Below are 25,927 nucleotides of genomic sequence, written 5' to 3' on the forward strand. Positions count from 1 at the left end.
TCCCGAGCGCGGAGTCGCCGGACCGACAACGATGTCAGCCCCGCGACTCCGCCTCGACCCCCAGAACGTCCCACCACACTCCGTGTGTTCGCCAAGGAAGGAGCCAGCGATCATGTCGACCATCTCGGACGCGGTCACCGCACTGGCAAACAAGGGAATGGTCCTCGTCGTCGACGACGAAGACCGCGAGAACGAGGGCGACCTGATCATGGCCGCCGAATACGCGAGCACCGATGCGGTCGCGTTCTTCCTCGAACACACATCCGGCTTTCTCTGCGTCGCCATCGACGAGGCCCGCGCCGACACACTCGGCCTCGACCTGATGGTCCCCGACAACACCGAAGCCCACAACACCGCCTTCCTGGTCAGCGTCGACTACCGGCACGGCACGACCACGGGAATCAGTGCGGGCGATCGCGGCGCCACCATCCGAGCCCTTGCCGACCCGGCCCTGCAGCCCGCCGACCTCGCCCGGCCCGGCCACGTCATGCCGCTGCTCGCCAAGCCCGGCGGCGTCCTCGAGCGCCCGGGGCACACCGAAGCCGGAGTCGATCTGTGCCGCATGGCCGGGCTCAGCGGCGCCGCCCTGCTCTGCGAGATCGTCACCCCCGATCGGCGGGAGATGATGCGACGCGACGACCTCGAACAACTCGCCGCACAGCACTCGATCCCGATGATCTCCATCGCCGAACTGCGCGCATGGCGCTCACGCACGGATGGAACGGTGACCCCGCTCCGCCAGAGTGCCGCACGCCCCGGGGACATCGTTCTCCGGTCCGGTCGCAGCACCCTGCCCACCGAGGTCGGCACGTTCGACGCGCTGGCCTATCAGGCACCCGGCGACGGCGTCGAGCACCTGGCCTTGGTGATGGGCGACGTGGCCACGACCGACGCGCCGCTGGTCCGGATGCACAGCGAGTGCATCACCGGTGACCTCGCCGGCTCCCTGCGCTGCGACTGCGGACCCCAATTCCGATCCGCCATGAGCGCCATCGCCGAGGCCGGCGCCGGCATCCTGATCTATCTCCGCGGACACGAGGGCCGCGGAATCGGCCTGGGGCACAAACTGCGCGCCTACGAACTCCAGCAACACGAGGGCCTCGACACCATCGACGCCAACGTCAGCCTCGGCCTGCCCGTCGACAGCCGCGACTACCGCGTCGCCTGCGAAATCCTCGACGACCTGGGAGTCGGCCGAGTGCGGCTGATGACGAACAACCCCGACAAGGTCCGGGCCCTGAGCGACCACGGCATCACCGTTGCCGAACAGATCCCACACGAGTCCTCACCGACCGCCTACAACCGGTCCTATCTGACAACCAAACGCGACCGCATGGGGCACACCCTCCAGCGGCTCGGTTGATACCCCGCGTCACCCACCCGGTCCCGCATCGGGGCCTGACACGAAAGGGCGACATGCCGATGACGACCACCGAGACCCTCGATTGAACCCGCAGACCCCGCCCATGCGACACGGCAGGCCGGCCTTGGTCACCGGTGTCGAACACCCGGAGGGTGCTCACGCTGCCCGCACTCTCGCCGAGCATGGATTCGACGTCGTCGCACACAGTTTCACTCCGGAGGCGGCCGAACGGATCGCCCGGGACATCACGAGCGGCGGTGGCCGCGCGACCGCCGTCGTCGCCGATCTCACCATCGACCGGGAGGTCGACCGGCTCTTCACCACCGTCGAAGACATCCACGGCCACGTCGACACGGTCGTACACGCCGCCTGGATTCCCGGACCCGAATCCACCGGCACGTCACTCGAGACGATCCATCCCCACGACTGGCATCGATTCGTCCACGCTCACCTCGGCATGGTCTTCACGACCGTGCGGCGGGCGATGCAGTCGATGAACACAAGCGGCCGGGCGGGATCCATCGTCACCGTCGTCGGCATTGGCCGATCAGCCACTGAAACAGGCGATTCCACGCTGGCCCGGCAGGTGATCGACGGCGCAATCGAGGCCTTCACCGTCGCGGCGGCGCGCGACCTCGGCGCCCGTCGCGTACAGGTCACCAGCATCCGCTTGGTCGACGAACTTCCGACACTCGAACACCCGGACGAGCGCCGCGCACCGGATTTCGACACCGCACTCGTCCTACTCGCCGACCCCGTCCACCACGGCGGCTGGTCCGGCAGGGTTCTCACCGCGCACGCGGCCCTGCCGGCCGCCGTGCACTGACAACCCATCCCCGTTTCCGTCCAACACCTTTGGAGTTGAAGCCGTGACTGTCGTGTCCGAATCCACCACGCCGCAGAAGGTCGAGCTGACCGACGAGGAGATCTTCGCCGGCCATCTCGGCGGCAAGCTCTCGGTCGAGCTGACCGCCCCGCTGGACACTCAGCGGGATCTGTCCATCGCCTACACCCCGGGGGTGGCGCAGGTCTCCCGCGCCATCGCCGCCGACGAGACCCTCGCCGACCGCTACACCTGGGCCAGTCGCCTGGTGGTCGTCGTCTCCGACGGTTCCGCGGTCCTCGGTCTCGGGGACATCGGCCCCCGTGCCTCTCTTCCGGTGATGGAGGGCAAGTCGGCCCTGTTCAAGAACTTCGCGGGCCTGAACTCGATCCCGCTGGTCCTCGACACCCAGGACCCCGACGAGATCGTCGAGACCCTGATCCGGGTGCGCCCGAGCTTCGGTGCCGTGAATTTGGAGGACATCTCCGCGCCCCGCTGCTTCGAAATCGAACGGCGCGTCATCGAGGCCCTGGACTGCCCGGTCATGCACGACGACCAGCACGGCACCGCCATCGTCGTCCTCGCCGCGCTGAAGGGCGCGGTCAAGGTCCAGGACCGGGACCTCCGTGGGTTGCGCGTGGTCATCTCCGGTGCCGGCGCCGCCGGTGTGGCGTGCGCGAACATCCTGCTCGCCGCCGGCATCGCGGACGTGACGGTCCTCGACTCGAAGGGCATCGTCTCGGCCGACCGCACCGACCTCAACGAGATCAAGGTCGACCTGGCCGCGCGCACCAACCCGGCCGCCCGCCGCGGCGGCGTCGCCCAGGCCCTCGACGGCGCGGACGTGTTCCTCGGGGTGTCCGCGGGCACCGTGCCGGAGGAGTTGATCGCGACCATGGCGCAGAACTCCATCGTGTTCGCACTGTCGAACCCGGACCCGGAGATCCACCCCGACGTCGCCCGCAGGCACGCGGCGATCGTCGCCACCGGGCGCTCGGATTTCCCGAACCAGATCAACAATGTGCTCGCCTTCCCCGGGGTGTTCAAGGGCGCCCTCGACGCCGGCGCCCGGCGCATCACCGAGGGCATGAAACTCGCCGCCGCCGAGGCGATCCTCTCGGTCGTCGGTGACGAGCTGGCTGTGGACAGGATCGTTCCCAGCCCGCTCGATCCTCGCGTCGCCCCCGCTGTCGCGGAGGCAGTCGCCGCCGCTGCGCGATAGGCGCTTCGCGCCCGTGCGTGGTTAGCGAGTCTCTGCCCTCGTCAACCACGCACGGGCGGCGGAGCCGCCCCCGCACCCCGTCCGAACCCGCACCCAGGTTCGGACGGGGTGTTCGTCGTGCCCGTGGAGGTCAGGGGGCACACCGATGGGTGTGCCGCCGCCGGCCGAGGCGGGCGCGTTCGGTCTCGGACATGCCGCCCCAGATGCCGTAGTGTTCCGCGGCGGTGAGGGCGTGAGTTCGGCATTCGCGGAGCACGGGGCAGTCCTGGCAGATCTGTTTGGCGCGGCGTTCGCGCCGTGTGCGGACGGTTCGCTGCTCGCGATCGTCGGGCGAGAAGAACGTGGCGGTGTCGGTTCCGCGGCACGATCCCTCATGTCGCCAGTCCCAGCCGGACGGACGGTCGGATGGATACTCGGTGATGGTCATTCGGTTTCCCGGGGTCGACGTTTCGGTACTCCTACGACAAACGCACCGCCGTAACCGGGACAAAGCGTGGCCGGTACGGCGGTGCGTCGCGCACGTGGAGGGCGGGTGCCTGACGCCGACACATCAGGTCAGGCACCCGCGCAGTTCGTTCAGTCAAGAAGGCGCTCCTGATTCCTGAACGAACGTGTTGCCGCAGGGAATATGGTCCCCGCGAAGATTTTTCGTGGTGTCAGTTGGTCGCGGTGGACACGTCGAACTCGATGGTGCCGAAGCCTTCGAATTCGCCGACCCAGCGGCCGGCCTGGTTCATGGGAACTGCCTGCAGGCAGCTGCCGGGGAGGATGACCTGGCCGGCCTGGAACTCGACGTCGTAGGCGGCGAGGCGGTTGACCAGCCAGGCGACCGCGGCGAGGGGGTTGCCGAGGATGTTGCGGGTGTTGCCGGTGATGACCTCGCGCCCGTTGAAGTGCAGGGAGCCGTTCATGTCGCGCAGGGTCAGGTCGGTGATGCGGCGGGGAGTGCCGCCGAGGATGACCGCGCCGGTGGATCCGTTGTCGGCCAGCGTGTCCGGGAGGTCGATGGCCCAGTCCTGGACGCGGGAGTCGATGATCTCGATGGCGGGCACGGCGTAGTCGATGGCGTTGATGACGTCGGCGACCGTGATGTTGGGCCCGCGCAGACTGCTCTTCAGCACGAATGCGGGTTCGAGTTCGACGAACGGTTCGATGTAGTCTTCCCGTTCGAGGGTGGTGCCTTCGTATGCGAAGATGCTGGCGAGCAGGAATCCGTAGTCGGGCTGGCCGAGGCCGAAGGCTTCCTGCATGACCTTCGCGATGTTGCCGAGCTTGTATCCGACCAGGCGGTCACCGCCTGCGACGGCGTGTTCGACGTTGATGCGCTGGACGGCGAAGGCGGAGTCGGCGTCGAGGGCCGGCCAGGTCTTGGTCGGTGCGGTGATCGGTGCCCCGTTCACGCGTGCCGTACGCAGGGTGGTCGCGACGTCGTGGAGTTCGGTGGTCTGCATGGGTGTCCTTGTCGGGTCGGTGGGGTCAGACGGCGTCGACGGTGCGGTTGCCGAAGCGGAGACCGGGGTGATCGTCGCGGAGCCGGACGGCGCCGGGGCCGTAGAGCTTTTCGCGCAGGGTGGAGCCTTCGTATTCGCTCCACATGGTGCCGCGGCGCTGCAGTTCGGGGACGACGAGTTCGATGAAGTCGGCGATGTCCTGGTACTTGATGGCGTTGGCGAGGTTGTAGCCGGCGATACCGGTCTCGTTCATCCACCGGGTCAGCTCGTCGGCCACGGTGGTGGGGGAGCCGACGATGGTGGGGCCGGTGCCGCCGATACCGACGAATTCGGCGATGTCGCGCGGGGTCCACTCCTTGTCGGGGTCCATCTTCGAGAACAGGTCGACCATGGTCTGTCCGGCGTTGGTCTTGACGTGCTTGAGGGGCACGTCGGGGTCGAACTGCGACATGTCCAATCCGGTCCAGCCGCTGTAGCGGGCCATCGCCCCGGTGTAGCTCACGAGCTTGCGGTAGCTCTCGTACTTCGCGTGGGCTTCTTCGTCGGTCGGTGCGCAGACGACGTTGAGCATCTGCAGGACGTGCACGTTGGCCGGGTCGCGGCCGGCCTCGGCGGCGAGGCTGCGCAGGCTGTCGACCTGCTTCTTCAGCGCCGGGATGGACACGGCGTTGACGAACACCGCCTCGGCGCTGGCGGCGGCGAGGGCGCGGCCCTTGGACGAACCGCCGGCCTGGAAGATCACCGGGGTGCGCTGCGGGGACGGCTCGCACAGGGCGAAGCCGGGAACGGAGAAGTACTTACCCTTGTGCTCGATGTTGTGCACGCGGCTCGGATCGATGTACACGCCACGCTCGGCGTCCCGGACGACCGCGTCGTCGTCCCAGGATCCCTCCCACAGCTTGTAGCAGACCTCGAGGTACTCGGCGGCCATGTCGTACCGCTCGTCGTGCGGAACCTGCTGCCCGGTACCGAGATTGCGGGCTGCGCTGTCGGAGTAGGAGGTCACCAGGTTCCAGCCGACCCGGCCGTCGGTGAGGTGGTCGAGGGTGCTGAACTTGCGGGCCAGCGCGTACGGGTGCTCGTAGGAGGTCGACCCGGTCAACCCGAATCCGAGGTTCTTCGTCACCGCCGCCATCGCGGAGACGGCCATGAACGGATCCTGCGCGGGGATCTGCGCGGCATCGGCGAGGGCCGCGTCGGCGTTGCCCTCGTAGATGTCGTGGTAGCCGACGTTGTCGGCGAAGAAGATGCCGTCGAACCGGGCCTGTTCGAGCAGCTTGGCGTACTCGGTCCAGTAGGCGAGGTTCTTGTAGTTCGCGCCCTGATCCTTCGGGTGCCGCCACAGGCCGGCCGACAGGTGCGCCGGGCCCTGGTAGTCGAAGGCAAAGATCCGCATGCGCTGAGACGCCATTGTCTATCTCCGTTCACTTTTTGAACACGTAGTTCATGTGTTGAACAACACTGTAAGAGGTGGAATGAGTGGGCGTCAATAGTGCATTTCGCAAGAAGTGCCCCCCGGAACTTGTCGATGCTCGCATCCCCGCCACTTCACGACGCATTCACTTTATGGTCGGCATGTTCAAATAGTGGATGGGCGTGTAGAACATAGTCCATGCGTGCCATTCAGGTCTCTCGTCTCGGTGGTCCCGACGTTCTCGAACTCGCCGAGGTCCCCGATCCTCAGCCCGGTCCGGACGATCTGCTCGTCCGGACCGAGGCGATCGGCGTGAACTTCATCGACACCTATTTCCGGACCGGGATGTACCCGCATCCGCTGCCGTACGTTCCCGGCGACGAGGGCTCGGGTGTCGTCGAGTCGGTCGGTGCCGGGGTGCGCGGCTTCGCGCCCGGTGACCGAGTCGCGTGGTGCGGGGCAACCGGCAACTACGCCGAACGGGTGGTGGTGCCCGCCGCAGTCGCGATCGCGGTACCGGACGGCGTGCCCGCCCCGCAGGCTGCTTCTGCACTGGCACAGGGCATGACGGCCCACTACCTGGCGTACTCGACCTACCCGGTGCAGTCCGGCGACACCGTGCTCGTCCACGCCGGGGCCGGCGGTGTCGGATTGCTGCTGACCCAACTGGCCACGAAGCTGGGCGCGCGGGTGATCACCACTGTCTCGTCGGATGTGAAGGAGAAGCTGTCGCGCGAGGCCGGCGCCGCCGAGGTGCTCCGTTACGACGACGACATCGCCACCCGCGTCCGCGAACTCACCGAGGGGGAGGGCGTCGCCGTCGCCTACGACGGGGTCGGCGCGGCCACGTTCGAGGCGAGCCTCGCGTCCGTCCGCGTCCGTGGCACCCTTGCCCTCTTCGGCGCCTCGAGCGGCCTGGTACCGCCGTTCGACCCGCAACGGCTCAATCCCGCAGGGTCCCTGGTCCTCACCCGTCCCACGCTCGCGCACTACATCCGCACCCGTGAGGAACTCACCTGGCGGGCAGGCGAGGTCTTCGCGGCCGTCGCGGACGGCTCGTTGCACGTTCGCGTCGGCGCGCACTACCCCCTCGAACACGCCGCCGACGCGCACCGAGACCTCGAGGCCAGGAAGACCACCGGTGCCGTCGTCCTCGTCCCCTGACCCCGAGCCATACGGACGTACAATTCTGCTGGCGATGTTCATACCCGCATCGACGGAGTGATTCGTGTCGAACCTGACAGTCGGCGACTTGGTGGCCATGCGGCAACTCGCGTGCAGCGTGGTGGCCGGCGCTGCCGGTACCGGCCGGATCGTGGTGTGGGCGCAGGTGTGCGAACTGCCCGACCCGTGGAACTGGCTGGGTAAGGACGACCTGCTGATGACCACCGGTATGAGCCTGCCGGCAGCGGCGGACGCACAGCGAGAGTTCGTGCGACGTCTCAGCGAGGCGGGTTTGGCCGGTCTCGCGATCGGCGACGACCTGCTCGCGCCCCCGCTGACGCAGGACATGCTGGCCGAGGCGGACGAGCAGTGCTTCCCCGTCGTCTCGGTCGGTCATGCAATACCTTTCGTCGCGATCGGCCGTACCGTCGCCATCGCGGCCCAGAGCGTCCAGGTCAGTCGAATCGCCCGCTTGAGCCGGCTCTACGACGCCACGCAGGCGGCACCGGAGGACGAGACGTCGCTGCTCGATCGAGTGTCGGCGGAACTCGGACACCGACTCCACGTCGTGGACGTCGAACTCGGCAGCGAGGTGCTGCGCGACGCCCGTCCGCTCGGCGACGATCTCGTCGACGAACTCCGCCGCAGCGTCGGCGGCCGGCTCGACGGTCTTCCGTCGAGGGTGTCGATCGACGCCGGCGCCGGGACGGTGGCGACAGCGTTCCCCCTCGCCACCCACCGCAGGTGCATGCTCGTCGCGGCCGAGCACGCCGACATCGAAGTCGACGCGTTCGTGTTGTTGCATGCGCAGAGCCTGGTCGGCGTGGAAGTGGAGCGGGTGACCCGGGAACGTGAACGCACCGATGTGGTGCGGGCGGAGCTGCTCGAGCAGATGATCACCGGATCGATCAGCGCGGAAGCTGCCACACCTCGCCTCGGACAACTGGAGTTGGCCGATACCCACTGGTGCGTCATCGGATTCGACGCATCTCACCTCCAGACGGCCCGCACGCTCATCGGGGACCGCGGAGTCCCGTACCTGTCGTGCCCGGTAGGGGACGAGGGGTACCTGATGGTCCCAAGCGCCGACGCCGACCTGACGGCGGATCTCCTCGACCGCCACATCGATGCGATGGGAATGTCGGCCCGTAACGCGACGACTCGACGGGTCCCGGACAGCGTTCGTCAAGCCCGGTGGGCTCTCCAGGCCGCGCGGGCGGCGGGCGGCGGTCTTGCCGAGTATTCGACCGCGGCCCCCCTGTTCCTGCCCCGAACCTTGACCGAGGCGCACTTCGCGACGCGGGCCGTGCTGGGGAAGGTCATCGACTACGACGCGGCCAATCACAGTGATCTCGTCGAGACGCTCGACGTATTCCTGTCCATGGATCGGAACTGGTCGGCAACCGCGGAAAAGCTTGTCATTCACCGCCAGACGCTCGGATACCGACTACGCAAGATCGAGGGCCTCACCGGCCGAAGCATGAAGAGCTCCGCAGACATCGCCGACTTCTGGATGGCGCTGATCACCCGCCGGATCAGTAGCGTCCGGGACTGAGACGAGAGGAAGACGATGTCGAGACTCACCGTCGGCGACCTCATCGCCATGGATCAGCTCGGGTGCGCTGCCGTCGCCGGTGTGGCGGGACTCGATCGCCGGATCGTGTGGGCACACACCTCGGAACTCGACCCCTGGGACTGGCTGGGAGCGGACGAGCTGCTGATGACCGCCGGGTTGTGCGTGCCGCCGGACGAGCCGGCACAGTGCACGTTCGTCGAGCGCCTCCACGAAAAGGGATTGGCGGGCGTCATCATCGGTGACGACGCGACAGCGCCACCGCTCACGGCCGCGATGCTCGCTGTTGCCGACCGACTGGGTTTCCCCATCCTTCGGTGCAGCCACACCACCCCGTTCGCGGCCATCGGACGGACGGTGGCCCTGGCCAGTCAGAGTGTTCAGGTCAGCAGGGTCGCACGGCTGAGCCGACTCTACGAACACGCACGCTCGACGTCACTGGCGGAGACGAGTCTCCTTGTCCGGCTGTCCCGCGAGCTTCGCTACACGTTGCACGTCGTCGACGTCGAGTACGGCACCGAAGTTCTCCCCACCGACAATGCACTGTCCGACAAGACCATCCGCGCGTTGGCCGCGCGGGTCGCCGGGACCCTCGATCGTCTTCCCGCCCACCTCACGCTGATGGACGGTGCCGACTATGTGATGACCGCCCATGCCCTTCCCACCCACCGGAAATGCATGCTGGTGATGGAGGGAAGCCCGGCCACGGACGTCGATGCCTTCGCCCTGCTGCATGTGCGAACCCTGATCGGCGTCGAAGTCGAAAAGGTCACCAGGGAGCGGGAGCACGCCGACGAGGCCGGTGAGGGCCTGCTGCGGAGAATTCTCGCCGGAACCGACGCCGCCGAGGCGGTGACACCACTGCTCGAACAGTTCGACCTCGCCGAACCCGAATGGACGGTGCTGAGCTTCGGAACCGACTTCCTGCCGGCAGCGCGGACGATAACCGGCGACCGGGGCGTTCCCCACGTGACCGGCACACTCGACGAACACGCGTACATGCTGATTCCCACCGGCCGGAGCCCGGAAACCATCGACGTGCTGAGCGGCAGAACCCGGGCGATGGGAGTGTCACCCCCGGCGACCACGATCGGGCAGATCTCCGACAGCGCTCGTCAGGCGGGATGGGCGCTGGACACCGCCCGATCGACCGGCGTACCCGTCACCCGATACTCCACCGACGCACCACTGTTCGTGCCGCGCACCCTGACCGACGCCCGGCACGCCACCGACGCGATCCTCGGAGATCTCCTCCTGTACGACCGGGGGCACGAGTCGCACCTCGTCGAGACGCTCGAAACCTTCCTCACACACAACCGAAGCTGGACGGTGACGGCCGAGCAACTCGGAATTCACCGGCAGTCTCTTGCCTTCCGTCTCCGGAAGATCGAGTCCGTGACAGGTCGCAATCTCAAGGCGTCCTCGGACATCGCGATGCTGTGGCTGGCGCTCCGCGCCCGCGCCCACGCGAGTGCGCTGACCGACTGAACAGTGCGTGTCAGACGGCGGTGGCCGCGCGCAACCCGTCGAGGACGGCCTCTTCGACGGTGCGTGGGGCGAGGCAGTCACCGACTCCGGTGAACGGGATGCCGGTGGATTCGACGTCGGCGAGCAGGGCGTCGTTCTGCTGGTGGCCGAGGGCGAGGACGAGTCCGTCGACGCCGTCGAGGATGATCGGTTCGCCGGTCAGCGTGTTGACCAGGTAGACGGTGTCGTCGTCCGCCCCGAACAGGCGGGCGTGGGGGACGATGCGCACCTTCGCTTCGGTGGCCGCGCGCAGCATCGACACCCGGGTGAACTGCTGCAGGCTCTCGCCGGCCGCGTAACCGTTGACGCACAGGGTCACCTTGCGCCCTTCGCGGGCAAGCATTTCCGCGACCCCGAGTCCGGTCCAGTCTCCGCGCCAGTCGGCTACGACGATCTCACCCTTGGGGGTGTTGCCGCCGTTCGCGCCGATCACGTCCCACGCCTCGAGCACCGGCATGTCGCCGTCCAGTTCGAGGTGCGGCCGGTACGGGGTAGCGCCGGTCGCGATGATGACGTGGTCGGGTCGTTCCGCGGTGATCATCGCCGCATCGACCTCGACGCGGGTCTTCACGATCACCCCGTAGCGGTCGAGTTCGGACTGCAAATTGGTGGCGGCGCCGCCGAACTCGGACCGGCCGGGCAGCCGCTCGGCGAGCAGTACCTGCCCACCGACCCGGCCACTCGCCTCGTAGAGGGTGACCCGGTGCCCGCGCTGGGCGGCGACCACGGCGGCCTTCATCCCGGCGGGTCCGCCGCCGACGACCATGACGTCCGTCGGTTTCGGGGTGAGCACCAGCGTGCCGAACTCGCGTTCGCGTCCGGTCTCCGGGCGCTGGATGCAGGAGATCGGGTAGCCGGATTGGAAGTGGCCGATGCACGCCTGGTTGCAGCCGATGCAGGCCCGGATGTCGTCCGGCCGCTCGGCGAGGGCCTTGGCCGGCATGTCCGGGTCGCAGATCAGGGCACGGGTCATCGCACAGGCGTCGGCCTGCCCCTTGGCGACGACGATCTCGGCTTCCTGCGGTTGGTTGATCCGACCGGCGACGAGCACCGGAATCGACACCGCCGCCTTGATCTTCGCCGCGGCAGGCGCGGTGTAGGCGGCCTCCTCGCTCATCGGTGGGACGATGTGCATGGACCCGGACCGGCTCGCGGACGTGCCCTCGGTGACGTTCAGGAAGTCCAGCAGCCCGTCCGCGTCGAGCCGTCGGCAGACCTCGACGATGTCGGTGGGTTCGTCCTCCACCGAGGAGTGCTCGATGCCGGACACGCGGACGCCGACCGCGAATCCCGATCCGACCGCCTCGCGGACGGCGCCGATGATCTCGCGCAGAAACCGCATCCGATTGTCGAGGTCGCCACCGTACTGGTCGGTGCGCAGGTTCAGTTCGGGGTTGAGGAACTGGGCGGGCAGGTAGCCGTGGCTGGCCACGATCTCGACACCGTCGAGTCCGGCCTGCCGGAGCCGGCGCGCCCCGGCCGCGTATCCGGCGACGACCTCGGCGATCATCGCCCGGGACATCGGCCGCGGCATGACCCGGAATCGTTCGTTCGGCACGGCCGACGGGGCGTACGCGACCGGGAGCGCACCGTCCTGGGATTCCATGATCTCCCGGCCTGGGTGGAACACCTGACCGAACAGCGCGCACCCGTGCTCGTGGACGGCGTCGGCGACGCGCCGGTAGCCGTCGATGCAGCTGTCGTCGGTGGCCATGAGGACGTGGTACGTGTACCGCGCGGTCTCGTGGATCCCGGCAACCTGCATGACGATCAGTCCGGCGCCACCGGCCGCCCGGGCGCGGTGGTATTCGACGAGCTGGTCGGTGACCGCGCCGTCGTGCACCATCACGGTGTCGTGCCCGGAGGAGAAGATGCGGTTCTTGAGGGTGACGTCGCCGACCTGCAGGGGGGAGAACAGCGTCGGAAAGAGGGTCTCAGACATGGAAATCCCAGTTCTGTACTGGTGGTGGAAGGGTGGCTAGCTGGCGTCGGTGTCGGCGAGGACTCGCTGGGCACCGGCCACGGCGACGGCGTCCGCTTCGAAGAGCATGCCCTCGACGAGGAACGAGTTCTGCACCGCGGTCACGGCGGGATACGGGGCGGAGAAGAACTCGGCGCGAACCTTCTTGAACGTGTCGAAGTCGTCGCGGTCGCCCAGGTAGGCGGTCAGCTTGACCACCGACGACATCGACGCGCCGTGCTGGGTCAGGATCTTCTCGATGTTGCGGAACACCTGGCGGGCCTGGGCTTCGAAGCCGCCGTCGACGAGGTTGCCCGCGTCGTCGTAGCCGGCCTGACCGGACGTGAACACCAGGTCCCCGGCCTTGGCGCCCTGGCTGTACTGCGCGGACTGCGCCCAGGTGAAGGGGGCGGGGCGGGTTTCGACGATGTTCTCGGTGGTCGTCATGGTGATCCTCTCGGTAGACGTCCCGGGAGTACGGGACCGCGGTGGCTGACGAGAGGGAACGCTATGGCACGGCTCACCAGGGCGTAACCGTACTGTTGGACAAACCCGTATCACCGCTTTAGTCAGGCGTACGTGTTTCCGCGTCCTGTGTGTGCCCTACCCGCCCTCGCGTAGCAGCGCGACGTCGGACACCATCCGAATGTGATCGGCCATCGCACGGGATGCGCCCGTGGAGTCCCGGTCTCGAATCGCCGTCGCAATGCGACGGTGCCCTTCGAGCGAGGCCCGCGGGCGTTCGGCCTGGGAGAGGGATTCGATCCGGGTCTCCCGGATCAGCCCGGAGATCTCGTGCATCAGCTTGGCCAGCAGTGACGAGTGCGCTGCGACGGTGATGGCCTCGTGGAACTGCTCGTCGCCGACGACGCCGCGATCGCCCGCGGCGATCTCGGACTCCATCGTCGCGAGGGCGGAATCGATCGCCGCCATCTCCGCATCGGTCCGGCGCTCGGCGGCGAGCCCGGCAAGTTTGACCTCGAGTGCCTCGCGGGCCTCGATCACCTCTGGCAGGCGATCGGCGTGTTCCCGCAGGGCCTTGACCGCGCGTTCCTCGATGGGTTGTCGGACGAGGACGGCGCCGTCGCCGTGCCGCACCGACACCACGCCCTGCACCTCGAGGGCGACGAGGGCCTGGCTCAGGGACGCGCGGGACACCCCCAGCTGAGCTGCGAGTTCGCGCTCGGCGGGGAGGCGGTCGCCCGGCGTCATCTCGTGTTCGGCGATGTGGGCGCAGAGTTGCTCGACGATCACCTCGTACAGCCGCGGTCGCGCTACCGGACGCAGTTGCTCAGCCACTGGGCCACCCACTCTCCATTCCACTGAAACTACTCCACGGTATCTCCCGGAGGCAGGTAACCGCACGCACAGTTGCTGTTGACAGTGACTCACAACACTGCTTCGATGAAGTGGCTAGGCCAATTTGCCACTGAGTCAATTCTCGGAGCGTCGGCCGGTACCAGTTGCCACTGCCACAGAACCGGAGACTTTCATGTCGACCGAGTTGATCCCCATCCTCGCGCTTGCCGTCATGTTCCTGGCGGCGACCGTGCTGCCCGTGAACATGGGCGCCCTCGGCTTCGTTGCCGCCTTCTTCGTCGGCACCCTGTCGCTGCACATGAGCAGCGACGACATCATCGCCGGATTCCCCAGCAGCCTGTTCCTCACGCTGGTCGGCATCACCTACCTCTTCGCGATCGCCCAGAACAACGGAACCGTCGACCTGATGGTCCGCGGGGCGGTCCGACTGGTCCGCGGTCGTGTCGCCCTGATCCCCTGGGTGATGTTCGGCATCACGGCCGTCCTCACCGCGATCGGTGCGCTCGGCCCCGCCGCCGTGGCGATCGTCGCGCCGATCGCTCTCGGCTTCGCCGCGCGGTACAAGATCAACGCCCTCCTGATGGGCATGATGGTCGTGCACGGGGCCCAGGCCGGCGGATTCTCGCCGATCAGCATCTACGGCGTCACGGTCAACGACATCGCGTCCAAGGCAGGACTGACCAACAGTCCGCTCACCCTCTTCCTCGGAAGTCTCCTGTTCAACGCCGCGATCGGGGTACTGCTGTTCGTGTTCCTCGGTGGGCGGGACCTGATCGGGCGCAGCGTGCACGACGACGGTGTCGAGGACACGGCGGGAACCGGTGCCGGCGGCTCGGGCGGTGGAGCGCCGACGACCGGCGGCGACGCGGGGTCGGGCGGGGCCACCGCCACCAAGGTGCGTCCGGCGCAGACCCTCGCGGGCTCACCTGCGCGCCCCGGCGTCACGTTCGATCAGGCCCTCACTCTGGTGGGTCTCGCCGCGCTCGCCGTGTTCTCGCTGATCCTCGATCTCGACGTGGGATTCATCTCGATGACGGTGGCCGTCGTCCTGGCGCTCGCCTCGCCGAAGGCGCAGAAGGGTGCGATCGCGCAGATCAGCTGGTCGACGGTGCTGCTCATCGGCGGCGTCCTCACCTTCGTGGGCGTCCTGCAGGAGGCGGGCACCGTCGAGTATGTCGGCAACGCGGTCGCGAGCCTGGGCATGCCCCTCCTCGTCGCCCTGCTCCTCTGCTACATAGGGGCCATCGTCTCCGCCTTCGCCTCGTCCACGGCGATCCTGGGCGCGACGATCCCGCTCGCGGTTCCGTTCCTCCTCGCCGGTGAGGTGGGTGCGGTCGGTGTCATCGTGGCCCTCGCCATCTCCTCGACCATCGTCGACGTCAGCCCGTTCTCGACCAACGGCGCGCTGGTCCTCGCGAACGCGCAGAACGTCGACCGCGACCGGTTCTACAAGCAGATCCTGAAGTACAGCGCGCTCGTCGTCGCCATCGGGCCGCTCGCGGCCTGGGCGATTCTCGTGGTGCCCGGCTGGCTCTGACCGCCGGCGGGTAGGCGTCCGGCCCACCACCTCGAAAACTCGGCTCTTGACATCGGTCGGATCAGATGTTTCATTTAATTGGCTAGTCCACTAGGTCACTGCACCAACAGTCCAGCTATCGCGGCTCTCGCCAGGAAGTAACGGTGGTTTCACATGTCCACGAAAACGATGGAGCGCACGGGTCCGCTGCAAGGAGTGGTCGTCGTCGATCTGACGCGCGCACTGGCGGGTCCCCACGCGGCGATGATGCTCGGCGACCTCGGCGCGGACGTCATCAAGGTCGAAACCCCGCACGGCGGCGACGACACCCGCGGGTGGGGGCCGCCGTTCGTCGAACCCGCCGACGCAGAGCGGGAATCGACGTACTTCCTGTCCACGAACCGGAACAAGAAGTCGATCACCCTGGACCTCAAGGCTGAAGACGGACGCGACACCCTCGAGTCCCTCGTCCGGCGCGCCGACGTCCTCATGGAGAACTTCCGCACCGGGGTCCTCGACCGGCTCGGGTTCACCACCGAGCGTCTCGCCGAACTGAACCCGCGCCTGGTCGTCCTGTCCATCAGCGGTTTCGGTCACGACGGACCCGAAGGCGGACGCGCAGGCTACGACCAGATCGCGCAGGGCGAGGCCGGACTGATGTCGCTGACCGGACCCAATCCCGACGAGGTCCAGCGCGTGGGCGTGCCCATCGCGGACCTGCTCGCCGGCATGTACGGGGCGTTCGGCGTCGTCGCCGCCCTGCAGGAACGCGAGCGCACCGGACGGGGCCGCGTCGTGCGAACGTCGTTGCTGGCCAGCGTCGTCGGCGTGCACGCCTTCCAGGGAACGAAGTGGACCGTCGCTGGCGAGGTCGGCGAGGCGCAGGGCAACCACCATCCCTCGATCTCCCCGTACGGTCTGTTCCGCACCGCCGACGGCGCCGTGCAGATCTCGGTCGGCAGCGAAGGGCTGTGGAAGCGGTTCTGCGCGGGCTTCCACCTCGACCCCGACGCCCCCGGCATGGCCACCAATCCCGAACGCGTCGAGAACCACAAGCAGGTCCTCGAACTGGTCGAGGACGCGTTCGGCGCGTACACGAGCGACGAACTCCTGATCGAACTCGACCGGATCGGGGTGCCCGCGGGACGCGTCCGGACCATCTCCGAGGTCTACGAATGGGAGCAGACCAAGTCGCAGGGGCTGCTCGTCGACGTCGACCACCGCACACTCGGCAACATCACGCTGCCCGGCCCGCCCCTGCGGTTCTTCGAACCGGACGGCACCGAGGTCACCGAAACCCGGCACACCGCACCGCCGGTCCTCGGCGCGGACAACGACACCGTGATGTCGTGGCTGAAGGAATGCAGCTGATGGCGCGCTTGACCGCTCCCGAACTGCTCGATCTGGTGGTCGACGCCGGCACCTGGGAGTCGTGGGACACCCCACCGATCCAGGTCGCGGCGGACTCCGAGTACGCGGACGAGCTTCTCCGCGCGCAGGAGAAGACCGGCCTCGACGAGGCGGTGCTCACCGGAGTCGCCACCATCCGCGGCCGCCGAACCGCAATCCTCGTCTGTGAGTTCGGTTTTCTCGGCGGCTCCATCGGCGTGGCGGCGGGGGAGCGTCTGGTCGCCGCGATCCGCCGTGCCACCCACGAGCGGCTTCCGCTGCTCGCCCTGCCCACATCGGGTGGGACCCGCATGCAGGAGGGGACGACCGCGTTCCTGCAGATGGTGAAGATCACGGCGGCGGTGATCAAGCACAAGGAGGCGCACCTGCCGTATCTCGTCTACCTCCGGAGCCCCACGACCGGCGGGGTGTTCGCGTCCTGGGGATCGCTGGGCCACGTCACCATCGCGGAACCGGGAGCGCTCGTCGGATTCCTGGGGCCGCGCGTGTACGAGGCGCTGTACGACGCGCCGTTCCCCACCGGTGTCCAGACCGCCGAGAACCTGCACGCGCACGGACTCATCGACGCGGTGCGGCCGCCGGACCAGCTCGCCGAGATCGTCGACCGCGCGCTGCGCATCATCACCTCCAGCCGCGGTGGCCGGCCGGCTCCCGCCGACCCCGCCGTGCACGAGAGTCTGCCGGACGTTCCCGCGTGGGAGTCGGTGCTCGCGTCGCGACGCGAGGACCGGCCCGGGGTGCGCGACGTGATGTTCCATTCGGCCTCGGATGTTCTCCCGCTCAACGGAACCGGTCAGGGAGAGATCGATCCGGGTCTGATCCTCGCCCTCGTCCGGTTCGGTGACATGCCCTGCGTCCTGCTCGGGCAGGACCGTCGCGGGCAGACCACGCGGTCGCCGCTCGGCCCGGCCGCCCTGCGGGAAGCGCGCAGGGGAATGCGGCTGGCGGCGGAACTGAACCTGCCGCTGGTGACGGTCATCGACACCGCGGGAGCGGCATTGTCGAAGGAGGCCGAGGAGGGCGGGCTCGCCGGCGAAATCGCGCGCTGCATCGCCGACATGGTCTCACTCGACGTTCCCACGATCTCCCTGCTGCTCGGGCAGGGCACCGGCGGCGGCGCGCTCGCGTTGATTCCGGCCGATCGGGTGCTCGCGGCCCAGCACGGCTGGCTCTCGCCGCTGCCGCCCGAGGGTGCGAGCGCGATCCTGCACCACGACATCGCGCACGCGCCGGACATGGCCGCCCGGCAGGGCATCCGGTCGTCCGATCTCCTCGCGAGCGGCATCGTCGACGAGGTGATCCCCGAATTCCCCGATGCAGCCGAGGAATCCACGGCCTTCTGCACCCGGGTGGGTGCGGTGCTCCACCGCGAGCTGGCGCTCCTCGATGCGGCGGACACCACCGAGCGACTCTCCGAACGTGCGGCGCGATTCGACCGGATCGGTCTGTTGCAGCCCGCACCTGCATGACCGCGGTGCCGGGGATCCCGATCGGATCCCCGGCACCGTGTCAGCATTCGACGAGGTTCACCGACACGTTGACGGCCAGACCACCGGTAGACGTCTCCTTGTACTTCGAGCTCATGTCGGCGCCGGTGGCCCGCATCGTCTCGATCACCTGGTCGAGGCTGACGCGGTGGGTGCCGTCGCCGCGCAGTGCCATCCGGGCGGCGTTGATCGCCTTGCCCGCCGAGATGGCGTTGCGCTCGATGCACGGAATCTGCACCAGACCTCCGATGGGATCGCACGTCAGACCGAGACTGTGTTCCATCGCGATCTCCGCCGAGTTCTCCACCTGCGCGGGGGTGCCGCCGAGGATCTCGGCGAGACCGGCGGCGGCCATCGACGCTGCGGAGCCGACCTCGCCCTGGCAGCCCACCTCCGCCCCGGAGATCGAGGCCCGCTCCTTGTACAGGGATCCGATTGCGCCTGCCGCCAACAGAAATCGCACCGACGTGCCGTCCGGATCCGCCTTGCCCGCCGGGGTGTAGTGCAGTGCGAAATGCAGCACCGCCGGGATGATGCCGGCCGCGCCGTTGGTGGGGGCGGTCACGATCCGCCCACCGGACGCGTTCTCCTCGTTGACGGCGAGGGCCACCAGATTCACCCAGTCCTCGGCGAACGCGGGATCACGGTACGGGTCTTCCGCATTGAGCCGCTCGTACCAGCCACGGGCGCGTCGGCGCACCTGCAGATTGCCGGGTAGGTACCCGTCCCGGCTGATTCCGCGTTGCTGACACTCGACCATCACGTCCCGGATGTGCAGCAGTCGCGCCCGGACCTCCGACTCGGGCCGGAGGGCCCGTTCGTGCTCGAGCATTACCTCGCTGATCCCGAGTCCGTAGTGCTCGCTGAGTTCGAGCAATTCGCGAGCCGACCCGAACGACAGCGCGTTCGCGCCGGCGCCGACGGACATCGCCGGTTCGGCGCCGGTGACGACGAAGCCGCCGCCGATCGAGAAGTACGTCCGCGCATGTAGTTCGCGACCGTCCACCCCGGTGGCGGTGAGGGTCATCCCGTTGGGGTGAAAATCCAGCACCGTCAACGGATGCAGCACCATCTCGTCCTCGGCGAGCGGGATGTCGACCGTCCCGCCGAGGCGGATCCGCCGGCTCGCCCGCACCTCGTCGAGCCGCGTCTCCAGCTCCTCGGTGGCGATGGTCTCCGGCCGATACCCCTCGAGGCCGAGGAGGATCGCCGACATGGTGCCGTGGCCCGCGCCGGTCGCTGCGAGCGAGCCGTACAGGTCGACACGGACACCGGCGACGTCCCCGAGAACGCCGAGCGCGCCGAGGTCGTCGACGAACGTCCCCGCCGCCCGCATCGGCCCGACCGTGTGTGAACTGGAGGGGCCGATGCCGACGGAAAAGAGGTCGAAGACGCTGATGGTCATCCCTACAGCTCCGGGTAGAGGGGGTATTTGTCGGCGAGCGCTCGGACCTGGGCCGCGAGTGCCGACGTGTCGGCACCTTCGGCGGCGACGAGGGCCTGCGCGATCAGATCGGCGACCGCCACGAAGTCGGCCCGGCCGAAACCGCGCGCCGCGAGTGCCGGTGTGCCGATGCGCAGACCGGACGTCACCATCGGCGGCCGCGGGTCGAACGGAACGGCGTTGCGGTTGACCGTGATTCCGATCGCGTCGAGGCGGTCCTCGGCCTGCTGCCCGTCGATGTCGGCGTCCCGGAGGTCGACGAGGACGAGGTGCACGTCCGTGCCGCCGGTGAGGACGCTGATGCCGGCTTCCTTGACGTCGGGGCGGCTGAGCCGCTCGGCGAGGACCTTCGCCCCATCGAGGCAGCGTTCCTGACGTTCCGCGAACTCGGGTTCGGCGGCCATCTTGAATGCCGTTGCCTTACCGGCGATCACGTGCTCGAGCGGCCCGCCCTGCTGGCCGGGGAAGACCGCCGAGTTGATCTTCTTCGCGATGGCCGCGTCGCCCGTCAGGATGATCCCGCCGCGGGGCCCGCCGAGCGTCTTGTGCGTCGTCGACGTCACCACGTGCGCGTGCGGCACCGGGGACGGGTGGAAACCGGTGGCCACCAGGCCGGCGAAGTGGGCCATGTCGACCATCAGGTAGGCGCCGACCTCGTCCGCGATCTCCCGGAACCGGGCGAAGTCCAACTGGCGCGGGTAGGCCGACCAGCCGGCGATGATCAGTTGCGGCCGGTGTTCGCGCGCGGCCTTCGCGACCTCGTCCATGTCGATGAGGTAGTCCTGCTCGGACACCCCGTAGGCGGCCACGTTGTAGAGCTTGCCGGAGAAGTTGAGCCGCATGCCGTGCGTGAGGTGGCCGCCGTCGGCGAGGGACAGTCCGAGGATGGTGTCGCCCGGTTTGATCAGCGCGTGCATCACCGACGCGTTCGCGGTGGCGCCGGAATGCGGTTGCACGTTGGCGTATTCCGCGGCGAACAGGGCCTTGACGCGGTCGATGGCGAGCTGCTCGATGGAGTCGACGTGCTCGCAGCCGCCGTAGTAGCGGCGCCCCGGGTAGCCCTCCGCGTACTTGTTGGTCAGCACCGAACCCTGCGCCTGCATGACCGCGAGCGGCGCGTGGTTCTCCGACGCGATCATCTCCAGGCCGGTGCGCTGACGATCGAGTTCCTTGCCGATCAGCGCGGCGACGTCCGGGTCGAAGTCCGCGAGGTCACGGTTCAGGACGCTCATGCGTTCGCTCCGTTCTTCTCGGCGTACTCGGCGGCGGTGAGGAGCTCTCCGGCCGCGGACGGCTGGACGGCGAACAGCCAGCCCTCCCCGTACGGGTCGGAGGTGACCAGGCCGGGGTCGTCGACGGCGGCAGTGTTGATCAGGGTCACCCGGCCGCTCACCGGCGGGTACAGCTCGGAGACGGTCTTGGTGGACTCCACCTCACCGCACGATTCGCCGGCGACGATGGTCGTCCCGACCTCGGGCAGATCGACGAAGACGAGTTCGCCGAGCGAGTTGACGGCGACGGACGTGATGCCGACGCGGACGGGCTCGTCGGGGAGATCGGCGCCCGGCGCGATCAGGACCCATTCGTGGTCGTCGGTGTAGCTGCGGTCGTCGGGGAAGGCTGCTGAAGACATGGCGGTACCTTTTCGGGGCCGAAGGGAGTGGGAGGGTTCAGGAACGGCGGTAGAACGGCGACGGGGTGACCACGAACGGTTCCTTCTTGCCGCGGATGTCGACGGTCAGCTCGGTGCCGGGCTCACGGAACGCGATGTCGACGAATGCCAGCGCGATCGGATGTCCGAGCGTCGGGGACAGGGCGCCGGACGTGATCGTGCCGACGGCCGCTCCGCCGGTCGCGTCGTGAACGGTGTATTCGGCGCGGGCGGCGCGGCGTCCGGTGCCTGCGAGACCGATGAGCACCCGCTGCGGGGCCTGCTCCGACAACGTCTGCAGGGCGTCGCGGCCGACGAACTCCTTGTTCAGCCGGACCACCTTGCCGAGACCGGCCTCGTACGGGTTCGTGTCGAGGGTCAGTTCGTGCCCGTAGAGCGCCATTCCGGCCTCGAGCCGCAGGGTGTCGCGGCACGCGAGACCCGCGGGGACGCCGTCCCGCTCCGTGGTGGCGGCCAGCAGTGCGCGCCACAACGCCACCGACTGTGCGTTCGGCACGTACAGCTCGAAGCCGTCCTCACCGGTGTAGCCGGTGCGGGCCAGGAGGACGTCGATGCCGGCGACGACCGCGCGGGTGACCGCGTAGTACTTCAGTTCCGCGACGGTCTCCAACTGCAGGGCGGGAACGAGGGACTGCACGATGTTCTGCGCGGCCGGTCCCTGCACCGCGATCAGCGCGGTCTCCGCGGACTGGTCGTCGACGTTCGCCGAGAAACCGTCGGCGCGTGCGGCCAGTTCGCGGTACACGGCCGGGGCGTTCGCGGCGTTCGCGACCACCAGGAAGTGCTCGTCGGCGAGCCGGTAGACGACGAGATCGTCGATCACGCCGCCGTCCGCGTTGCACAGGAGCGAGTATTTGGCCCGTCCGACACCGATCTTCGACAGCTCGCCGGCCAGGGCGTAGTCCAGCAGTGCGCCGGACTCTGTTCCGGTGACGGCGATCTCACCCATGTGCGAGAGGTCGAACAGTCCGGCGGACTTACGGACGGCGTGGTGTTCGGCGAGTTCGCTGTCGTACTTCAGCGGCATCTGCCAGCCCGCGAAGTCGGTGAAATGCGCTCCGAGAGCGCCGTGCTCGTCCAGTAGCGGGGACGTGGGTGTCGTGGTGACGGTCATGCGAAGGCCTCCTCGGGGGCCTCGGCGAGCGCCCCGGATTTTGCTGCTGCGGTTTTGATTGGCAGTTCGATGTCGGTGGTGTTCTCGAAGGCCTCGGGCGCGGGGCACGAGCACACGAGGTTGCGGTCGCCGTGCACGCCGTCGATGCGGCGAACCGGGGGCCAGTACTTGCCGGCACGCAGCGACGCGACGGGGAAGGCCGCCAGGTGCCGCGGGTAGGGCAGATCCCAGTTGTCGGCGGTGACCTGATCCGCGGTGTGCGGGGCCTGACGCAGTGGGCTGCGTTCGAGCGGCCACACGCCGTCGCCGACCAGGTCGATTTCGCCGCGGATCGAGATCATCGCCTCGATGAAGCGGTCGAGTTCGGCCAGATCCTCGGATTCGGTGGGCTCCACCATCAGGGTGCCGCTGACGGGGAACGAGAGGGTGGGGGCGTGGAAACCGTAGTCGATCAACCGCTTTGCCACGTCCTCGGCGGTCACGCCGGTGGCCTTCGTAACGGGTCGCAGGTCCAGGATGCATTCGTGCGCCACCAGACCCGAGGGTCCGGTGTAGAGGACGGGGAAGTGCGCGTCGAGCGCCTTCGCGACGTAGTTGGCGGCCAGCACCGCGGACTTGGTGGCCTCCGTCAGCCCGTCCGGGCCCATCAGGGCGATGTACGCCCACGTGATCGGCAGGATGCCGGCGGAGCCGTAGTTGGCCGCCGACACCGGAGTGCCGAGTTGGTCTCCGCCGAGCGGGTTGCCGGGCAGGAACGGCGCCAGATGCTTACGCACCGCGACCGGTCCGACGCCGGGTCCGCCGCCGCCGTGCGGGATGCAGAACGTCTTGTGCAGGTTCAGGTGCGACACGTCGCCGCCGAACTTCCCGGGCTGGGCCAGGCCGACGAGCGCGTTGAGGTTGGCGCCGTCGACGTACACCTGGCCGCCGGCCTCGTGCACGAGATCGCACACCGTCCGCACGTCGTTCTCGTACACACCGTGGGTGGACGGGTAGGTGAGCATGATCGCGGCGATGGTGCCCTCGTGGGCGGCGATCTTCGCGCGCAGGTCGCCCAGGTCGATGTTGCCGTTGGTCGCCGTCGCGACCACGACCACCCGCATGCCCGCCAGCACCGCGGATGCGGCGTTGGTGCCGTGCGCGGACTGCGGGATGAGGCAGATGTCGCGTCCGTGGTCGCCGCGGCTGTCGTGGTAGCCGTTGATGGCCAGCAGACCGGCCAGTTCGCCCTGCGATCCGGCGTTGGGCTGCAACGACACCCGGTCGTATCCGGTGATCTCACCCAGCCACCGCTCGAGGCCGCGGATGAGCTGCAGGTAGCCGCTGGTCTGTTCGACCGGGGCGTACGGGTGGATGGACGCGAACCCGGGCCAGCTGATCGGCTCCATCTCCACGGCGGAGTTGAGCTTCATCGTGCACGAGCCGAGCGGGATCATGGTGCGGTCCAGCGCGAGGTCCTTGTCCGACAGCGCGCGCAGGAAGCGCAGCATCGCCGTCTCGGACCGGTGCTCGTGGAACACGGGGTGCTGCAGGTAGTTCGACGTGCGAAGCAGCGACCGCGGCAGCGCGGAGACCGTTCCCGCCTGGGCTCGTGCGCCGAACGCGGACAGGACCCGGTCGACGATCTCGTCGGTGGTGCACTCGTCGCAGGCGACCGCGACGTGGTCCGAATCGACCAGCCTCAGGTTGATGCCGGCGCGGTCGGCGCGGTCGACGACGTCGCGCGCCCCGGCCGGAACGTGCACCAGCACGGTGTCGAAGAAGCTGTCGTGGACCACCGAGTGTCCCGCCGTGCGGAGGCCGCCCGCGACGGACGTGGCATGTCCGTGTACCCGAGTCGCGATGGCACGCAGCCCTTCCGGGCCGTGATAGGCGGCATACATGGCGGCGACGTTCGCGAGGAGCGCCTGCGCGGTGCAGATGTTGCTCGTCGCCTTGTCACGCCGGATGTGCTGTTCGCGGGTCTGCAGTGCCAGCCGGTAGGCGGTCTTCCCGTCGACGTCGACGGACACACCGACGAGCCGGCCGGGGAGCATGCGCTCGAGTCCGCCGCGCACGGCCATGTACCCGGCGTGCGGCCCACCGAAGAACAGCGGCACACCGAAACGCTGGGCGGATCCCACCGCGATGTCGGCACCCTGCTCGCCGGGCGGCGTCAGCAGCGTCAGCGACAGCAGGTCGGCCGCGACCGTGGTCAGCGCGCCGCGCTCCTGGGCGGCGGCGATGAGCGGGGCCAGATCGCGCACGTGGCCGCTGGCGCCGGGCGCCTGGAACACGACGCCGAACAGGTCACCGTCCGGAAGACCGCCGGTCAGGTCGGCCACCTCGACGTCGATGCCCACCGACTTGGCCCGGCCGCACACCACCGCGAGGGTTTGCGGCAGACAGTCGGCGTCGACGACGACGCGGGACGTCCCCGACTTCGCCTTGTTCGCGCGCCGCATCAGCAGCACCGCCTCCATCACCGCGGTGGCCTCGTCCAGCAGGGACGCGCCGGCGAGGGGGAGGGCCGTCAGGTCTTCGATGACCGTCTGGAACGTCAGCAGCGCCTCGAGCCTGCCCTGGGAAATCTCCGGCTGATACGGCGTGTACGCGGTGTACCAGGCCGGCGACTCGAGCATGTTGCGGCGCAGAACTGCGGGGGTGATGGTGTCGTGGTAACCGAGGCCGATCATCTGGACGCGGGTCTCGTTGCGCTCCGACAGCGTCCGCAGGTCGGACAGCACCTGCTGCTCGGACCGCGCCACCGGCAGGTCCATGGCCTCCGAGCTGCGGATCTGGTCAGGCACCGCGGCATCGATGAGCTGATCGAGCGTGTCGTAACCGAGGGCGCCGAGCATGCGCTGGGTGGCGGAAGCGTCGGGGCCGATGTGGCGTGACGGAAAATCGCTGGTGAGAGGCGCGCTGCGATGCGCGTGGCGGGATTCGACTGACACGAGGTGACTCCGGTTTCGTTGAGTCCGGACCGCACCGGACATCGACAAGGGGGCACCTCCCCGCTCTGTCCTGAAACCTGAGAGTTTGGGCGCACCGCATGAGCGGCGTGCTCTTCACCTTCGGTAAGTACCGGCCTGCGGCCGATTCTGTTCTCCAGAGTTGCCTCTACGCTGCGGTACTGGGGCCTGAGAGATTCCCGGGGAGGAAGTTGCTCCTACGGCGCCTCCGAAAAGGAGGTTCTCCCGCTGCGCGTCAACGGCGTATTCAGTTGTGGTTGGCCAAACAGTACACAGGCGTGGCGGGTTTGTCTCCCCAGGCTCCGTCCCGGTCGCCGAGCGGGCGGTGATGTTGCCAAAACGCCTCGTCGTTTGGCATCCTCGATTCATCCTCGCTCGGACGTGACCGCACACGCCGCTCGGTGAGAGCCCAGACAGCTTCGAGTGCAACGGTTGTCGTCGTGTGCTCGCCTTCCCCTCACTTTCCCTCGTGCCGTGCTGCCGGGGGTCGCATACCGACCGGTTTCGTCCGGT

20 protein-coding genes and 1 riboswitch are annotated in these 25,927 nt (G+C 68.4%); of the genes, 9 read left to right on the forward strand and 11 right to left on the reverse strand.

What is annotated here, in order from left to right; genetic code table 11:
• Positions 1 to 112: 112 nt before the first annotated feature.
• From CJ179_RS14480 to CJ179_RS14490, 3 genes are all read left to right on the forward strand, one after another.
• Complete coding sequence (locus CJ179_RS14480) at positions 113 to 1,363, forward strand: bifunctional 3,4-dihydroxy-2-butanone-4-phosphate synthase/GTP cyclohydrolase II (protein WP_072936890.1); 1,251 nt, start codon at positions 113 to 115, stop codon at positions 1,361 to 1,363.
• Between the two features lie 103 nt (positions 1,364 to 1,466).
• A complete protein-coding gene (locus CJ179_RS14485) occupies positions 1,467 to 2,189 on the forward strand; it encodes an SDR family NAD(P)-dependent oxidoreductase (RefSeq protein WP_095862027.1) in 723 nt (240 codons plus the stop codon).
• A 43-nt stretch (positions 2,190 to 2,232) separates the two neighbouring features.
• Complete coding sequence (locus tag CJ179_RS14490; protein WP_095862028.1) at positions 2,233 to 3,408, forward strand: NADP-dependent malic enzyme; 1,176 nt, start codon at positions 2,233 to 2,235, stop codon at positions 3,406 to 3,408.
• Between the two features lie 130 nt (positions 3,409 to 3,538).
• Here the strand turns inward: CJ179_RS14490 and CJ179_RS14495 are convergent, their stop codons facing one another.
• The 3 genes from CJ179_RS14495 to CJ179_RS14505 all read right to left on the reverse strand — a co-directional run bounded on the left by CJ179_RS14495 (position 3,539) and on the right by CJ179_RS14505 (position 6,270).
• Positions 3,539 to 3,835, reverse strand: a complete 297-nt coding sequence (locus CJ179_RS14495; RefSeq protein WP_095862029.1) for a WhiB family transcriptional regulator — start codon at positions 3,833 to 3,835, stop codon at positions 3,539 to 3,541.
• A gap of 229 nt (positions 3,836 to 4,064) precedes the next feature.
• Positions 4,065 to 4,859, reverse strand: a complete 795-nt coding sequence (locus CJ179_RS14500) for a 2-keto-4-pentenoate hydratase (RefSeq protein ID WP_095862030.1) — start codon at positions 4,857 to 4,859, stop codon at positions 4,065 to 4,067.
• A 25-nt stretch (positions 4,860 to 4,884) separates the two neighbouring features.
• Positions 4,885 to 6,270 carry an LLM class flavin-dependent oxidoreductase gene (locus tag CJ179_RS14505; RefSeq protein ID WP_095862031.1) on the reverse strand — a complete coding sequence of 462 codons (1,386 nt, stop codon included), beginning with the start codon at positions 6,268 to 6,270 and terminating at the stop codon, positions 4,885 to 4,887.
• Between the two features lie 201 nt (positions 6,271 to 6,471).
• Between CJ179_RS14505 and CJ179_RS14510 the strand changes: the two genes are divergently transcribed.
• From CJ179_RS14510 to CJ179_RS14520, 3 genes are all read left to right on the forward strand, one after another.
• On the forward strand, positions 6,472 to 7,437 hold the full coding sequence (locus CJ179_RS14510; RefSeq protein ID WP_095862032.1) for a quinone oxidoreductase: 966 nt from the start codon (positions 6,472 to 6,474) through the stop codon (positions 7,435 to 7,437).
• 64 nt (positions 7,438 to 7,501) lie between these two features.
• Positions 7,502 to 8,992: a PucR family transcriptional regulator ligand-binding domain-containing protein gene (locus CJ179_RS14515; RefSeq protein ID WP_095862033.1), complete on the forward strand. Its 1,491-nt coding sequence runs from the start codon at positions 7,502 to 7,504 to the stop codon at positions 8,990 to 8,992.
• A 15-nt stretch (positions 8,993 to 9,007) separates the two neighbouring features.
• A complete protein-coding gene (locus CJ179_RS14520) occupies positions 9,008 to 10,498 on the forward strand; it encodes a PucR family transcriptional regulator (protein WP_095862034.1) in 1,491 nt (496 codons plus the stop codon).
• 10 nt (positions 10,499 to 10,508) lie between these two features.
• On the opposite strand, the gene CJ179_RS14525 is transcribed toward CJ179_RS14520, so the two are convergent.
• The 3 genes from CJ179_RS14525 to CJ179_RS14535 form a co-directional block, all read right to left on the reverse strand.
• On the reverse strand, positions 10,509 to 12,479 hold the full coding sequence (locus tag CJ179_RS14525; protein ID WP_095862035.1) for an FAD-dependent oxidoreductase: 1,971 nt from the start codon (positions 12,477 to 12,479) through the stop codon (positions 10,509 to 10,511).
• 36 nt (positions 12,480 to 12,515) lie between these two features.
• Positions 12,516 to 12,944, reverse strand: a complete 429-nt coding sequence (locus tag CJ179_RS14530) for a RidA family protein (protein WP_072936900.1) — start codon at positions 12,942 to 12,944, stop codon at positions 12,516 to 12,518.
• A 156-nt stretch (positions 12,945 to 13,100) separates the two neighbouring features.
• On the reverse strand, positions 13,101 to 13,796 hold the full coding sequence (locus tag CJ179_RS14535; protein ID WP_095862036.1) for a FadR/GntR family transcriptional regulator: 696 nt from the start codon (positions 13,794 to 13,796) through the stop codon (positions 13,101 to 13,103).
• A gap of 193 nt (positions 13,797 to 13,989) precedes the next feature.
• Here CJ179_RS14535 and CJ179_RS14540 point away from each other — a divergent pair, with 193 nt between their 5' ends.
• The 3 genes from CJ179_RS14540 (at position 13,990) to CJ179_RS14550 (ending at position 18,212) form a co-directional block, all read left to right on the forward strand.
• A complete protein-coding gene (locus CJ179_RS14540; protein ID WP_095862037.1) occupies positions 13,990 to 15,354 on the forward strand; it encodes an SLC13 family permease in 1,365 nt (454 codons plus the stop codon).
• Positions 15,355 to 15,507: 153 nt separating this feature from the next.
• Positions 15,508 to 16,704: a CaiB/BaiF CoA-transferase family protein gene (locus CJ179_RS14545; RefSeq protein WP_095862038.1), complete on the forward strand. Its 1,197-nt coding sequence runs from the start codon at positions 15,508 to 15,510 to the stop codon at positions 16,702 to 16,704.
• Positions 16,704 to 18,212, forward strand: coding sequence for a carboxyl transferase domain-containing protein (locus CJ179_RS14550; protein WP_072936904.1), 1,509 nt, complete (start codon positions 16,704 to 16,706; stop codon positions 18,210 to 18,212). Before CJ179_RS14545 ends, CJ179_RS14550 begins: the two co-directional genes overlap by 1 nt.
• Positions 18,213 to 18,252: 40 nt before the next feature.
• On the opposite strand, the gene CJ179_RS14555 is transcribed toward CJ179_RS14550, so the two are convergent.
• Genes CJ179_RS14555 through gcvP form a run of 5 tightly spaced genes read right to left on the reverse strand, consistent with a single transcriptional unit; the run spans position 18,253 to position 25,438 of the window.
• On the reverse strand, positions 18,253 to 19,635 hold the full coding sequence (locus CJ179_RS14555) for an L-serine ammonia-lyase (RefSeq protein WP_095862039.1): 1,383 nt from the start codon (positions 19,633 to 19,635) through the stop codon (positions 18,253 to 18,255).
• A gap of 2 nt (positions 19,636 to 19,637) precedes the next feature.
• Positions 19,638 to 20,906 (reverse strand): serine hydroxymethyltransferase, encoded by a 1,269-nt coding sequence (gene glyA, locus CJ179_RS14560; protein ID WP_072936906.1) that lies wholly within the window; start codon positions 20,904 to 20,906, stop codon positions 19,638 to 19,640.
• Complete coding sequence (gene gcvH / locus CJ179_RS14565; RefSeq protein WP_072936907.1) at positions 20,903 to 21,307, reverse strand: glycine cleavage system protein GcvH; 405 nt, start codon at positions 21,305 to 21,307, stop codon at positions 20,903 to 20,905. The genes glyA and gcvH overlap by 4 nt, the downstream gene beginning before the upstream one ends.
• 37 nt (positions 21,308 to 21,344) lie before the next feature.
• Positions 21,345 to 22,460, reverse strand: a complete 1,116-nt coding sequence (gene gcvT / locus CJ179_RS14570; protein ID WP_095862040.1) for a glycine cleavage system aminomethyltransferase GcvT — start codon at positions 22,458 to 22,460, stop codon at positions 21,345 to 21,347.
• A complete protein-coding gene (gene gcvP, locus CJ179_RS14575) occupies positions 22,457 to 25,438 on the reverse strand; it encodes an aminomethyl-transferring glycine dehydrogenase (protein ID WP_095862041.1) in 2,982 nt (993 codons plus the stop codon). The genes gcvT and gcvP overlap by 4 nt, the downstream gene beginning before the upstream one ends.
• Positions 25,439 to 25,560: 122 nt before the next feature.
• A riboswitch (glycine riboswitch) is annotated at positions 25,561 to 25,652 on the reverse strand.
• Between the last annotated feature and the right edge of the window lie 275 nt (positions 25,653 to 25,927).

Origin of the sequence: Rhodococcus sp. ACS1 (assembly GCF_002300155.1) — a bacterium.
Classification (GTDB): Bacteria; Actinomycetota; Actinomycetes; order Mycobacteriales; family Mycobacteriaceae; genus Rhodococcus_F; species Rhodococcus_F koreensis.